The organism is Actinoallomurus sp. NPDC052274 (genome assembly GCF_040679475.1).
Lineage (GTDB): Bacteria > Actinomycetota > Actinomycetes > Streptosporangiales > Streptosporangiaceae > Actinoallomurus > Actinoallomurus liliacearum.
Window position 1 is genome coordinate 108,200 of the sequence record NZ_JBFAUT010000017.1, and the last position, 13,744, is coordinate 121,943.

11 protein-coding genes are annotated in these 13,744 nt (G+C 70.0%); 4 read left to right on the top strand and 7 right to left on the bottom strand.

What is annotated here, in order from left to right; all coding sequences use genetic code 11:
* Positions 1-13 precede the first annotated feature (13 nt).
* Positions 14-862 carry a 16S rRNA (cytidine(1402)-2'-O)-methyltransferase gene (gene rsmI / locus AB0K82_RS17100; RefSeq protein WP_364397865.1) on the bottom strand — a complete coding sequence of 283 codons (849 nt, stop codon included), beginning with the start codon at positions 860-862 and terminating at the stop codon, positions 14-16.
* A 212-nt stretch (positions 863-1,074) separates the two neighbouring features.
* Here rsmI and AB0K82_RS17105 point away from each other — a divergent pair, with 212 nt between their 5' ends.
* Both AB0K82_RS17105 and AB0K82_RS17110 read left to right on the top strand, forming a co-directional pair.
* Entirely contained in the window at positions 1,075-2,580 is a 1,506-nt protein-coding gene (locus AB0K82_RS17105) for a phospholipid carrier-dependent glycosyltransferase (RefSeq protein WP_364397867.1), read from the top strand.
* Positions 2,571-3,548: a magnesium transporter CorA family protein gene (locus AB0K82_RS17110; protein WP_364397869.1), complete on the top strand. Its 978-nt coding sequence runs from the start codon at positions 2,571-2,573 to the stop codon at positions 3,546-3,548. Before AB0K82_RS17105 ends, AB0K82_RS17110 begins: the two co-directional genes overlap by 10 nt.
* 6 nt (positions 3,549-3,554) lie before the next feature.
* Here AB0K82_RS17110 and AB0K82_RS17115 read toward each other — a convergent pair whose 3' ends face one another.
* Positions 3,555-4,160, bottom strand: coding sequence for a Uma2 family endonuclease (locus AB0K82_RS17115; RefSeq protein WP_364397871.1), 606 nt, complete (start codon positions 4,158-4,160; stop codon positions 3,555-3,557).
* 60 nt (positions 4,161-4,220) lie between these two features.
* Positions 4,221-5,162: a threonine/serine dehydratase gene (locus AB0K82_RS17120; protein WP_364397873.1), complete on the bottom strand. Its 942-nt coding sequence runs from the start codon at positions 5,160-5,162 to the stop codon at positions 4,221-4,223.
* Positions 5,163-5,310: 148 nt separating this feature from the next.
* Here AB0K82_RS17120 and AB0K82_RS17125 point away from each other — a divergent pair, with 148 nt between their 5' ends.
* Positions 5,311-6,033: a luciferase family protein gene (locus tag AB0K82_RS17125; protein ID WP_364397874.1), complete on the top strand. Its 723-nt coding sequence runs from the start codon at positions 5,311-5,313 to the stop codon at positions 6,031-6,033.
* Here the strand turns inward: AB0K82_RS17125 and AB0K82_RS17130 are convergent.
* On the bottom strand, positions 6,024-7,160 hold the full coding sequence (locus AB0K82_RS17130) for a glycosyltransferase (RefSeq protein ID WP_364397875.1): 1,137 nt from the start codon (positions 7,158-7,160) through the stop codon (positions 6,024-6,026). The two genes, AB0K82_RS17125 and AB0K82_RS17130, sit on opposite strands and share 10 nt — an antisense overlap.
* Complete coding sequence (locus tag AB0K82_RS17135) at positions 7,153-9,969, bottom strand: CDP-glycerol glycerophosphotransferase family protein (RefSeq protein WP_364397877.1); 2,817 nt, start codon at positions 9,967-9,969, stop codon at positions 7,153-7,155. Before AB0K82_RS17135 ends, AB0K82_RS17130 begins: the two co-directional genes overlap by 8 nt.
* An 88-nt stretch (positions 9,970-10,057) precedes the next feature.
* Between AB0K82_RS17135 and AB0K82_RS17140 the strand changes: the two genes are divergently transcribed.
* Entirely contained in the window at positions 10,058-10,747 is a 690-nt protein-coding gene (locus tag AB0K82_RS17140) for a response regulator transcription factor (RefSeq protein WP_364397879.1), read from the top strand.
* Between the two features lie 124 nt (positions 10,748-10,871).
* Here AB0K82_RS17140 and AB0K82_RS17145 read toward each other — a convergent pair whose 3' ends face one another.
* Positions 10,872-12,143 carry a HAMP domain-containing sensor histidine kinase gene (locus AB0K82_RS17145; protein ID WP_364397880.1) on the bottom strand — a complete coding sequence of 424 codons (1,272 nt, stop codon included), beginning with the start codon at positions 12,141-12,143 and terminating at the stop codon, positions 10,872-10,874.
* A gap of 70 nt (positions 12,144-12,213) precedes the next feature.
* On the bottom strand, positions 12,214-13,713 hold the full coding sequence (locus AB0K82_RS17150; RefSeq protein ID WP_364397882.1) for an LCP family protein: 1,500 nt from the start codon (positions 13,711-13,713) through the stop codon (positions 12,214-12,216).
* Positions 13,714-13,744: the final 31 nt, after the last annotated feature.

A 13,744-nucleotide genomic window follows, 5' to 3' on the forward strand; every position in this document is an offset into this window, starting at 1 on the left:
GTTCAAATAAGGGTCAATGATCCGCTTTGTAGGCAATGACCGCGTCATAAACTTCTCTTTTCGGTATCCCGTGCTCTCGCGCCACATCCCCGATCGCCTGCTTTCGCGGCGTGCCCTCCCCCACCCGGCGTTCCACCTCCGCCGCGAGGTCCGCCACGTTCACCGGCCCCGTCTCCTCCGGCGCCCCGGCGACGACCAGGGTGATCTCCCCGCGCACGCCGCCCGCCGCCCACTCGGCCAACTCGCCGAGCGGACCGCGGCGCACCTCCTCGTACGTCTTGGTCAGCTCGCGGCACACGGCGGCCCGGCGGTCGCTCCCCAGTGCCGCCGCCATCGCCTCCAGCGTCACCGCGAGCCGGTGCGGCGCCTCGAAGAACACCATCGTGCGCGGCTCGTCGGTGAGGGCGCGCAGCCGCGCGGCGCGCTCCCCGCCCTTGCGCGGCAGGAACCCCTCGAAGCAGAACCGGTCACTGGGCAGCCCGGAGATGACGAGCGCCGTCGTCACCGCGGACGGACCGGGCAGCACGGTGACCGGCACCTCCGCCTCGACCGCCGCCGTGACCAGGCGGTACCCGGGGTCGGAGACGCCCGGGAGCCCCGCGTCCGTGATCACCAGCACGTCCCGGCCCGCGCGCAGCTCGTCGAGGAGCTCGGCCGCCCTGGCCCGTTCGTTCGCGTCGTAGTACGAGACCACCCGCGCGGCCGGTGACACGCCCAGGTCGGCGGCCAGCCTCCGCAGCCGCCGGGTGTCCTCCGCCGCGATGATGTCCGCCTCGGCCAGCGCCGTACGCAGCCGCGCCGACGCGTCCTCCACTCGTCCGATCGGTGCGGCGGCCAGCGTCAGCGTCCCTGAGTTCTCCACACCTCCATCTTCGGGGGTCTCCACCGGCACTCGGTCCAGACCGCGCGCGCCGCTCGCGCAGGGGGTCCGCGGTGTCGAACGCGTCGTCGCGGAACCCTTCTGGCGGTGAAGTGCGCGAGCGCCTCGGCTTCCGCCCGTACGATGTCGGAGTGGTGGCGATGACAGGAATCGAACCCGAGACCCGACCCGAGCAGGGAAGAAGACCACCTTCATTGCGTCAGTGGCTCAAACCGGACGTGCCCGGCAGCAGACTCATGGGGTGGGTCGGCCCCCTGCTGGTGACGCTGTTCGCCGGTGTGCTGCGCTTCTGGCATCTCGGCAGGCCCAGGGCCGTCATCTTCGACGAGACGTACTACGCCAAAGACGCGTACGCGCTGCTGAAGTTCGGCTACGAGCACAACACCGTCAAGGACGCCGACAAGCTCCTGCTCCAGCACCCGTCCGACCTCCACATCTGGGCGGACGGTGGAAGTTTCATCGCGCACCCTCCCGCCGGCAAGTGGCTGATCGCCGTCGGTGAGTCCATCTTCGGGATGACGCCGTTCGGCTGGCGTTTCTCCGCCGCCCTGATCGGCACCCTGTCGGTGCTGATCCTCGCGCGGGTCGCCCGGCGGATGACGCGGTCCAACCTGCTCGGCACGGCGGCCGGCCTGCTGCTCGCGGTGGACGGCATGCACCTGGTCACCAGCCGGACGGCCATCCTCGACGTCTTCGTGATGTTCTGGATCCTGGCCGGATTCGCCTTCATCGTCATCGACCGGGACGTCTCGCGCGCCCGGCTCGCCCGCAAGATCGCCGAACGCGGGGACGACGACGGCCTCGGCCCGTTCGTCATGCACTGGTGGCTCATCCCGGCCGGCCTCTGCCTGGGCACGGCGACCGCGACCAAGTGGACCGGCATGTACTACATCGCGGCGTTCGGGATCCTGACCCTCGTGTGGTCGATGGGCGCCCGCCGGGCCGCGGGAGTGCGCCGCCCGTACGCCGGCGCGTTCGCCTTCGAGGCCGTGCCCGCCTTCGTCTCCCTCGTGATCCTCAGCCTGATCACCTACGTCGCCTGGTGGAGCGGCTGGATCTTCAACGCGGGCGGCTGGGGTCGCGGCCGCGTCGCCGCCAACCCGGTGACCGCGTTCTTCCAGGCGATGCCCCGGCTGTGGGACTACCACCAGCAGATGTGGCACTTCCACACCACGCTCACGGCCCACCACGACTACCAGTCCTGGCCGTGGAACTGGCTGATCCTCAAGCGGCCGGTCGCCTTCTACTACACCCAGCCCTCCGGCTGCGGGGCCGCCACCTGCTCGCGCGAGGTCCTCGACATCGGCACCCCGGCCATCTGGTGGATCTCCATCATCACGATGCTCATCGTGGCCGCCTGGTGGCTGGTGCAGCGCGACTGGCGGGCGGGCGCCACCCTCCTGGGGTTCCTGGCCGGCTGGGTGCCGTGGTTCTACTATGGCCTGAACCACCGCACCATGTTCCTGTTCTACGCCACGCCGATGCTGCCGTTCATGGTGCTGTCCATCGTGCTGGCGCTCGGACTGCTCGTCGGTCCGGCGACCGCGCCCCCGGCCCGCCGGGTGTTCGGCTCCGCGATCGCCGGCGCGTACGTCCTGGTCGCGCTGGCCAACTTCTACTACTTCTACCCGGTGCTGGCGGGACAGGTCATGACGTACGACTCCTGGCACGCCCGCATGTGGTTGCTCTCATGGATCTGAGCCCTCGGACGCGGGTCTGGCGCGACGGGCGGCTGGAGAAGGAGAACTTCCCGGCCGAGCAGATCAGCGACTACCTGGCCGAGTCCGACACCGTCGTCTGGCTGGACCTCTGCGCGCCCGACGCCGCGGGGCTCGACCTCATCAGCGAGGAGTTGGGGCTGTCGCCGCTCGCGGTCGAGGACGCCGTCAGCCACCACGAACGGCCCAAGCTCGACCGCTACGAAGGGCACCTGTTCCTCAACGCCTACTCCGTCCGCCTCTCCGCCGACGGCACCGAGCTCGACAAGCACGAGATCTCGGCGTTCATCACCGAACGGGCGCTGGTCACCGTGCGCACGGACGAGGGCTTCGACCTCGACGAGCTGCGGGGGCGCTGGGACGGCTCGCCGGACCTGGCGAAGTACGGCGTCGCCTTCCTCCTGCACGGGCTGCTCGACCTGGTCGTCGACGGGCACTTCGCGGCGGTACAGGCGCTCGACGACAAGATCGACGGGCTGGAAGAGGAACTGTTCGCCGACCGCGTGCCTCCCGACACCCAGCAGCGGAGTTACCGGCTGCGCAAGAGCCTCGCGCTGCTGCGCCGGGTCGTGCTGCCGATGCGGGAGGTCGTGAACAGCCTGCTGCGCCGCGACCTCGACGTCATCCCGGCGCCCATGGCCCCGTACTTCCAGGACGTCTACGACCACGTGCTGCGCGCCACCGAGTGGACCGACAGCCTGCGTGACACGGTGACGAGCCTGCAGGAGACGCGCATCGCCCTGCAGGGCAACCACCTGAACCTGGTGATGAAGAAGCTCACCGGCTGGGCCGCCGTCATCGCCGTGCCCACCGCCATCACCGGCTTCTACGGCGAGAACGTCCCGTACCCGGGCTTCGGCAAGCAGTGGGGCTTCGTCACGAGCATCGCCGTGCTCATCGTCACCGGAGTGGCCCTCTACGCCGTCTTCCGCAAACGCGACTGGCTCTGAGCACGGTCAGAGCCGATCGACCTCCGTGAGATCGATGTCCAGGTCGAACGGCACCGTCAGCTTCAGCCGATCGTGATGGATCCCGGTGAGCGCGTAGGAGTCAGTCGCGGGATCGAGCTCGTACACGTAAACCGTCGGCCGTCCTCCGGTGTTCTCCACTCGCCAGAGATGCGGAATGCTCGCCCCCGCGTAAAGCTGCGGTTTCCGCTCCCGATCCCGCACCTCCGACTCTCGCGAGACCACCTCGACGACGAGTTCCACATGCTCCGGTCGATACGTCGTCTGCTCAGGGCCCGTGATTCCTTCCGCCCGGACGAGCAGAAGATCCGGCTCCGGCCGCTGCCTCGGACCGATCGTGATCGTCATCTCCCGGCGCACACGCAGCCCGGACGGGGCGAGTCGACGCAGCACCATCTCGAGGAGAGAAATCGTCAGCATGTGGAAGTTGGCCTGGGGGCTCACGAAGACCAGACTGCCATCGATTAGCTGTGTGTGAGGAGGCAACTCCGGAATGCGATCGAGGTCTTCGGCCCGAAAGCCTCCCTCCGGAGGGATGTACCACGGACGCTTCCGTGGCGTGTCAGGCATGTCGGTCATCGGCGCCACCGTCATCTGATGTCCTCCGCGGAGACGACCTCCAAGGAACCTTGTCAATGGCCACGCTACCAAGGTTCACTGTGCGGTGGTCAGAGTTCGACGCTCTGTGAGATCCGACGGGTCGGTGTTGGCGCCGCAGCAGATGAGGGCGAGGCGCTCGCCGCGGGCCGGACGGTAGGCGCCGGTGAGGAGGGCGGCGTACGCGGCGGCGGTGCCGTGTTCCACCACGAGGTGGTGGCGCCGCCACAGCTCTCGTCGGGCGGCCACGACGTCCTCGTCGGACACCAGGAGGGACGTCACGCCGGTCCGGCGGGCGACGTCGAAGGCGATGTCGCCGACCCTGCGGGCGCCGAGGGAGTCGGCCGCCACCCCGGAGACCTCCACGTCGACCGGTTCGCCGGCCTCGAGGGCGGCGTGCAGGGACGGGCAGCCGTACGGCTCGACGGCGACGACGCGGGACCTGCCCTCCAGGGCCGCGGCGATGCCGGCCATCAGCCCGCCACCGCCGACCGCGACCAGGACGGTGTCGACCCCGCCGGTCTGCTCCTCGAGTTCGAGGGCGAGGGTGCCCTGCCCCGCGCAGATCTCCGGCTGGTCGTACGCGTGGCAGAACAGCGCGCCCGTGTCGGCCACGCGCTTGGTCGCGGCGTCGTACGCCTCGGCGTACTCGCGGCCCACCTGGACGACGGAGGCGCCGAGCGCTCTCAACCCGGCCACCTTGACCGCGGGCGCGGTCTCCGGGACGTACACCTCCGCGGGGACGCCCAGTTCACGTGCCGCGTACGCGACGGCGAGCCCGGCGTTGCCGCCCGACGCGGCCACCACGCCCGCGTCCGGCAGGCCGCCCTGCTCGACGGCCGCGAGGATCCGGTTGAACGCACCGCGGGCCTTGAACGATCCGGTGTGCTGGAGCTGCTCCAGCTTCAGCCACCGCTCCCCGTCGTCGAACACCGGAGTCGTGCGGACCCGGGACCCGATGCGGGCGCCGGCCGCCGTCACGTCGCTGCGAGAGATCACCCGTCCACCGTACGACCAGCGGGGAAGGATCCGTCGCCGGGCCTGGGCCTCCGCCTCGTCGGTGGAAACGACCGGTGTGCGTCGTGGCGGTGGCGGGAAGGGGAAGAGAACGGTAAATCGATTGATAACGATTGAGGCGCGAGCCCTTATGAGAAAGGCGGCGACACGGGATCCTGGGGCCGTGACAGGCCCTCCGAAGAGCCGGAGCACAGCCGAACGCGTAGCCGCACAATTGACGACCTGGCCGGGGCTGGCCGCGGGCCGGCCGTCGTGCGGCGTCGGCCGCGGATTCGCGTTCCGTGGCACCCAGATTCTTCATCTGCACACCGGGGATGAGGCCGATCTACGGCTCACCCGATCGTTCATCGACCGGGTGGACCAGGTGCTGGCCGAGTCCGGGCAGATCGTCGTCCGGCCGGGCGACGACTGGGTGACCGTGCGGCTGGACACCGACACCGCGGGGTCCCTGCTCATCAGCCTGATGAGCCTGGCCATCCAGGCCGTGGAGGACCGGACGACACCGGCCCGCCCGTGCACCTGGGAGCGAACCCGACGCGGCGATCGGACCGGACCGTCGAGGGCGGAGGCCACCCGCGAAGCGGGTGCGGAGGATGAACGACCCGTGGGGGCGGAGCCGACCCGACGCGGTGCGCGGCTCACCGGCGCCGATCGCACCCGGCGCGACGAGGAGAGTGCGCGCCCCTGGCGCGCCTCCGGCGCGGCGGAGGCCCCTGGCGAGGAGGGTCACGAGAGCGAGCGTCCCGGCGATCCCGACCAGGACCGACGGGACGAGGGGACCTTAGCGGCCGGGGCGTCGGCGCGTTCCCTGCCCCGGCCACTGCGGCGGGTGCGGCCGCTCCGTCAGCGGTAGACCAGCTCGAACATGCGCTCCCAGCGGTCGACGACCACCTGGGCGGAGAACCGCTGGACCGACCTGCGCCCCGCCTCTCCCATCTTCGTGCGCAGCCCGGGGTCGTCCATGAGGCGTTCGAGCGCGGCGGCGAACTCGGTGACGTTTCCGGGGGTGACCAGGAGGCCGTCGACCTCGTGGGTGATCAGCTCCCGGATGCCGGGGGCGCTGTCGAATGCGACGACGGGGAGGCCGTACGCCATGGCCTCCAGGATGGTCATCGGGAAGCCCTCGCTCCGGGACGGCAGCGCGTAGATCGACGCGCTGGTCAGGACACCCTGGACGTCGGAGGTGCTGCCGGGTAGTTCGGCGTCGACGCCGAGTTCGGCGGCCTGTCTGCGCAGTGCCTCCTCCTCGGGCCCGGAGCCGTACAGCCGCAGCCGCCACGTCGGCGGGCGGTTCGGCGACGGCGCGGACCGCGCCCCGGCGGTGATCTTGGCCCAGGACTCGAGGAGCATGTCCTGGCCCTTCTCGAACGACATCCGGCCGAGCGTGACGACGACGGGCTCGGCGAGGTCCGGGAAGGCCGTCGGGGTGACGTGCAGGGGGTTGGGCATCACGTCGGCGTTCGACATTCCGGCACGGGCCCACGCGTCGGCGTCCTCGGTGGTGAGCACGAGCAGCCGGTCGACGTCGCCGAAGTAGCGCTGCACGCGGGGGAACCGCGAGGACCCCTTCGTCGCCTCGTACGACTCGTGGCTCATGCCGATGACCGGCATCCCGGCGGTGTCGGCGAGGGCGACCCACTCCATGGCCCAGACCTGCGCGGCGATGACGATCCCGCCGGGTCGGGCGGCGCGGAAGATCTCGCTGAGCCTGGCCGCGCCCTTGCGCTGGAAGGCGAGGCGCCGCAGCTCGCGCACGCGGCCGCCCTTGCGGGGCGGCGGCGGGGTGTCGTGCAGGGTGGTGAGCCGGTACGGCAGGTCCCGGCCGTAGTCGTGGGCGTCCTCGGCGTGGGTGATGCCGATGATGTGCACGCGGTGGCCGCGCTCGGTGAACAGCCGGCCGACGTGGTGCGCCCAGCGTTGCAGGCCGCCGAGCTCCTCGTGGTTGTTGCAGACGATGAAGATGTCGCGCGACTCAGCCATTGCCGTTGTTCCCCGTGAAGAAGCGCTCGACGACCTGCTTGGCGGCCGTTCCCTGGTCATATTCGCCGAACCGCTCGACGAAGGCGCGGCGCTGCCCCGCGTACTTGTCGTCGTCCAGGTCGCGCAGTGCCGCGAAGAGCTCGTCGGGCTCGGCGACGACCGGGCCCGGCGCGTGCTCGGCGAGGTCGAAGTACGCGCCGCGGGAGTGGACGTAGTCCTCGAGGTCGGGAGCGAAGAACACCATCGGCCGGTCGAGCAGCGCGTAGTCGAACATGATGGACGAGTAGTCGGTGATCAGCGTGTCGGTGAGCAGCAGCAGCGAGGTCACGTCGTCGACGTCCGCGACGTTGCGCACGGTGCCCCTCAGGCTGGGCGGCACGACGACGGTGCTGAGGTAGTGCGGCCGGACGAGCAGGATGTGGGTCTCGCCGAACTCGTGGGCGAAGCGCTCCATGTCGAACGGCACTTCGTAGCGCTTCTCGGGCCTGCCGTTCGGGCCGGTGCGGAAGGTCGGGGCGTACAGCACGACCTTGCGGCCGTCGGTGAGCTTGAGCTTCTTGCGCAGTGCGGCCGGCTCCTCGCGGTTCACGAGGGCGTCGTTGCGCGGGTAGCCGCTGCGGACGAGCTCCGCGCGTACGCCGAGGCCCCGCACCAGCGTGTGCGCGTCCTGCTCGGTGCGGATCAGGAAGTAGTCGAAGCGGTCGACCATCTCCTGAAGCCGGGCGCGCTGGGCGCGGGTGCCGCGTTTGGTCTCCGGAGCGTCCACACCCATGAGCTTGTACGCCGAGCCGTGCCAGGTCTGGATGTAGGTCGTCTGCGGGCGTTTGACGGCCTCACGCGGGAAGCCCTGGTTGTCGACCCAGTACTGGGCTCGCGCCAGCGCCAGGTAGTACGACCAGGATCCACGGCGGACGAGCTTGGCGTTCTTCGGGTAGCCGGCGGAGCTGCCGGCGTACGACCAGATCGCGGTGTACTTCGCCCCGGACTTGCGCAGTTCCTCGTAGATGTACTTCGGGTTGTCGGAGTACTGCTTGCCGAGATGACTCTCGAACAGGATGGTGTTCCGGCGGATCGGCAGGCGGATCAGGAAGCGGTTGTACACCGACATCTTGGTGCTGCGCTTGGTGAACGTCTCCCGCAGGCTCTTCTCGCCGCGGAGCAGACCCACCCACCAGCGCCGGCCGCGCCCGGTCGCGGTGAACGCGTGAAGGGCCGCCAGGAACGCCCGGGCGAGGCGGCCGTGGGCGACGAGCCGGAACGACAGCTCGCCGGACTCCGGGACGTACGCCTCGAGGTGGTCACCGGCCAGCCTGGTCAGGCGCGGGCGTACGGGCAGGGCGAGGTCCCTGGCGTGGTCGGCGAAGAGACGGATGATGAGCTCGTCGTCGCCGACGCTCAGCCGCAGCCGCAGCCCCCAGCTCTGGTCGACGAGGCCGAGGGGCCGGATGTCCCGCTGGGGCCACACGTCGGCGGTCCAGTGGAGCCGGCCGCCGGTGTGCTCGACCTTCGCGGGCACGGAGAAGAACCGGCCCTTCCGGCTGCGGTCGCGGATCTCCAGCTTGGCCGTGAGCTTGGCGTCGGAGGGGATGCGGTTCAGCGGGTTCACGATGTCGCCCGCGAGCTTGTAGACCTCGCCCGCGCGCTCGACGCCGGTGAGCGAGCCGCCGGGGTTGAGGCTCTTCAGCGGCAGGGAGTGGATGCCGAGGTCGGTGACGTCGAGAACGCGGCGGCCCTCTTCGGTGTCCAGATGGTCGGCGGACCAGTAGATGCGACCGTCGCGCTCGACCAGCGGCGCGGTGAGCCGGGGCTTGGCGCCCTTGCGGGGCACGTAGTCCCCCGCCGAGACGGCGCCCTCCAGATCCCCGTTCATGATCATGAAACCGATGATGGCCTGCAGCTCGTGGGCCTCCGCGAACGCGCGCGGATCGAGGGTGGCCATGTACTCGCGGGCCAGGCCGACGAACGCGTCACGGTACTCCGCGCTGCGGCTGCGCAGGCCCCGGATGTACAGCAGCAGGTCGTGGTTGAGGAACTTGATGTCCTTGCGCAGCTTCAGGTCGTCGGCGCCGTACCGCTCGTACACGGCGTCGATGCGCCGGAAGATCTCCAGCCGGTCGGCGAAGTTGCGCACCTCGGCGCGCTGGTTCGTGATGGAGAGCGTGACCGCGTTCTCGTAGGTCATCCAGTTGTAGACCCGGTGCGGGATGATCGCGATCATTCGCGCGGCGAGGTACGCCTGGGTGCTGAACAGCAGGTCCTCGTAGTGCAGCCGCTCGACGAACCGCAACCCCTCGCGGTCGAGGAAGTCCCGCCGGTACAGCTTGTTCGTGGACAGCGTGTCGTACAGCAGCTCGGGGCGTTCCCGCACCGAGGAGTAGACCGCGCGGTCGCGGTAGAGGCCGCGGTACCAGGCGCGCTCCTCACCCTTGTCGGGGAACACCCGCCAGCAGCAGCCCGACACCAACTCCGCGCCGGTCTGCTCGGCGGTGGCCACCATGTTCCGGCAGGCGTGCCGGTCGAGAGTGTCATCGCTGTCGAGGAACATGAGGTACCGGCCGCGCGCGACGTCGATCCCGTCGTTGCGCGGTTGTCCGCAGCCTCCGGAGTTCTCCGCCCGGTGCACGACGCGGACCCGGTGCGGGTTCGCCGCCACCAGCGAGTCGGCCACCTGCGCGGTCGTGTCGGTACTGCAGTCATTGACGATCACGCACTCGACGGCGCGGTGCGACTGGTCCAGTACGGACCGCACGGCGGTTGGCAGGCGATCGGCGTCGTTGTAGACGATGACGATCACGCTGACGTCTGTCATGCTGCGGAACCCCTCGACTTACCTGCGAAACGGACACTTCCCTGCATCACCCGACGACCGACTTGGGAGGGTCCTTAGGATCTGTTGTGTGACGCGGGAACGCATCCTGGTGGTGGAGGACGATGCCATCATCGGATCCGAATTGTTGAAGGCACTGTCCGCCAGTGGATACGAAGCGGGTCTGGCGACGACCGGAGCGGCGGCGTTGACAGACGTACGCGCGCATCCACCGGATCTTATCTTGCTGGATCTTGGGCTGCCGGACATGGAGGGTGTCGAGCTGTGCCGGCGGCTCCGTGCGGAGCTCCCCCTGACCGTCGTCGTCGTGCTGACCGCGCGGACCGAGGAGTTCGAGGTGGTCGTCGCCCTGGACGCGGGCGCCGACGACTACCTGACCAAGCCCTTCCGGCTGACCGAGCTGGTCGCGCGGATCCGCGCCCACCTGCGCCGCCGCGCGGCCGAGCCGGGCGACCGGGTGATCGGCGTCGGCCGGCTCCGGCTGGACCTGCCCGCGCGGCGGGTGCACGTCGACGGCACCGAGGTGGTGCTGCGGCCGAAGGAGTTCGACCTGCTGGCCGCGCTGGTGACGCGCGCCGGGGAGGTCGTGACCCGGGAGCAGCTGATGGACGAGGTCTGGGACGAGAACTGGTTCGGCCCGACGAAGACGCTCGACGTGCACGTCTCGACGCTGCGCCGCAAGCTGGGACCGTACGGGCAGATCACCACGCTGCGCGGGCGCGGCTACCGGTACGAGCGCGAGGTGGTCATCGAGACCTGAGTCCCTCGGCGCCGCGTCGATCGTCACGAACGCGAGGCGGTCACGGCGACGTGAGTCTCTCGGCGCGGCGTCGATCGGTCCGAGCGCGGCGCGGTGGCGGAGGCGTGAGTGTGTCTGCATGGCGTCAATCGGCGCCACGGTAGTCGCTCGTAGGCAAAAGCAAGCTGAAAACCGGGGGGGCCGGCCGTCGCAGGACCAGGCGGCCCCCCTCGGCCTCGGCGAGCGAGCGCGCGAGGGCGAGCCCGATCCCGTGCCCGTCGGCGGGGCCGCGGAAGACGTCGGCCCCGTCGGGGATGCCGGGGCCCTCGTCGCCCACCTCGATGGCCAGGCCCTGGCCGACGTCGACCGCGGCCACGGTGATGGGCGCCTTGCCGTGGGTCACCGCGTTGTCGACCAGGACGTTGACGATCTGGCGTACGGCCGACAGCGAGGCGCGCACCTCGGGCAGGCCCGGCTCGATCTTCACGGTGACGTCAGTGCGCGCGCGGAGCTCCGCGAGCAGCGCGGGGACGTTCAGCACTCCGCGGTCGGCCGGGCTGCCGCGCGCCAGGCGTACGAGATCGTCGATGATCTCCTGGAGATGCTCGCCGCGTTCGATCGCGGTGCGGATGACCGCCCGCGGGTCCTCCCCCGTCAGCCCCGACTCCAGGCCCAGGAGCAGTCCGGTCAGCGGCGTGCGCAGTTGGTGGGACACGTGGGCGCTGAACGCGCGTTCGCGTTCGAGCAGGTCGCCGAGGCGCCGGGCGGTCGCCTCGAGGGCGCGGCTCGCGGCGTCCGCCTCACGGACGCCGACGGAGCGCGCCCGGATGCTGAAGTCGCCGCTGCCGAGCGCCTGGGCGTCGCGCGTCAGGCCTTCGAGCGGCGCGGCCAGCCGGCCCGCCTGGCGCCGCGCCACCACGGTGGCGAGCCCGACGACGAGGATGGCGAGCGCGACCATGAGCAGCCAGGCGCGTTCGACCCGTCCGCTGATGTGCTTGTACGGGGTCGCGACCCGGACGACCGCGACGATGTTCTCGTCGGAGGGGACCGGCGCGGACACGGCCAGCAGGCCGTTCTCGACCGCCTCGTGGACCCGTCCGTCTCCCGCGGCCCCCGCGACCGGTGAGTTGCTCGGGCCGCGCCCGGTGACCCGGTCGCCGTCGAGGTCGTAGATGCCCACGCTGAGGTGCCGGGACATACCGGTGGGCAGCGTCACCGGCTTCGGGCGCCGCGCGATCGTGTCGGGCACCGCCGCCGAGATGCGGGTCGCATCGCGTTCGAGTGACTTGATCGCCTCATCCCGATACAACCGCTGGAGCGCGATGGCCAGCGGGATCGCGAACAGCACGACCGCCAGGGCGGCCACGCCGACGATCGCCACGAGCACGCGCCGGCGCAGCGGGGGGATACGGGTCATCAGCACATTCTGCATCGTGAACCGCGATGGCCCGGCCGGTCCGTACGTCACCCGGTGCGCCGGAGCCGATTCAGCCGCAGACGTTCTTGAGGGAGACCGAGCCGTTCGAGGCCGCCGTCGTCCCGGCCGTCGGCGAGGCCGTCGGCGAGGTCTTCCTCTTCGTCCTGCGCTTCTTGACGGTGGTCGTCGGGCTGGGCGTGGGCTTCGGCTGCGTGCTGGCGCTGATGGTCCGGGCGGTCAGCCGGCGCATGAGCGGCACATTCGGGTTGTCCGTGCCGAAGCCCTTGATCTTGTACGGGTTGAAGGCGAGGCTCGTGATGTCGGCCCCGCCCTTGACGATGCCGGACAGCTTGACCAGGGGCGGCAGCAGCGCCGCGGGCAGGTTCGTGGAGATGGTCTTCGTCGCGGCCTCGGCGAGCTTCTCGAAGTGCGTGACGACCTTCTGCGGGTCGGCCTGGTCGGCGATGTCCTTCATCAGGCACTTCTGCCGATCCATGCGGAAGAAGTCGTCGTCGGCGTCGCGCGACCGGCCGTACCAGAGGGCCTTCTCGCCGTTCAGGTGCTGGGTGCCGGGCTTGAGCCAGCCGGTGGGCTGCTTGGTGTAGTGGCCGTTCGCGATCTCGCCGCCGATCGGCAGCGCCTTCTCGACGTGGACCGTCACGCCGCCCATGGCGTTCACGATGTCCTTGAACCCGTCCAGGTTCGCCAGAACGTAGTAGTTGATCTTCAAGTCGATGAGGTTCCCGATCACCTCTTCGAGCAGGTGCGGGCCCCGCTGTCCCTTCTTGAACCCGGGGACCAGGCTGGGGTTCTTCTCACCGCTCAGGTAGACCGAGTTGAGCATTCCGTCGTACCCGAGCTGCGCGTTCACGTTCCGATAGCCGTTCGGCCAGATGGAGCGCAGGCGGGCCGGCACCTGGAAGAACCGGAGGTTCCGCGGCAGGCTGATCAGCACCGTGTTGCCGGTGTGGGTGTCGATGCTGGCGACCGTCATGCTGTCGGTACGGATGCCGGTGCGGTCCTTACCGCCGTCACCGCCCAGCAGTAGGACGTTGAGCCGGGGGATGTTCTTCCACGGGTCGGACGCGTTGATCTTCGGGCCGGAGGTGTCGTCGCCGGGGAAGATCTTCGACAGTGTGTCCCGCAGCACGTACGTGGTGTTCGCCGCGTACACGAACGGCGCGCAGATCAACAACGACAGCACCACGACCAGCGTCATGGACGCCACCCGCATCGCCGTCGGCAACCCCACCGGCCGCACCACCTGATACGACCGGATCACCACCGACACCCACACCAGCGCCAAAGCCAGCAAGGCGGCGATGATGACGTTCAACCACGTGCCCTGCACGGCGATCTGCTTCAGCTTCTCCTGGAACGCCAGCCCCAGCGTCGCCGCGCCGCCCACCAGCAGGACGAGCAGGCCCATGAGAGCGAACCCGGCGGCGCGGCGGCCGGCCGCCACGTGAGCCACTCCCCACACGACCGCGGAGGCGAGAGTCAGCACCAACGCCCGCCACAGACCGGCGACCGGTACGGGCCGGTGCCCTCCCGCCTGACCCCGTGCCATCAGTTCCCTGACCCTCCGATCACGGACGCCG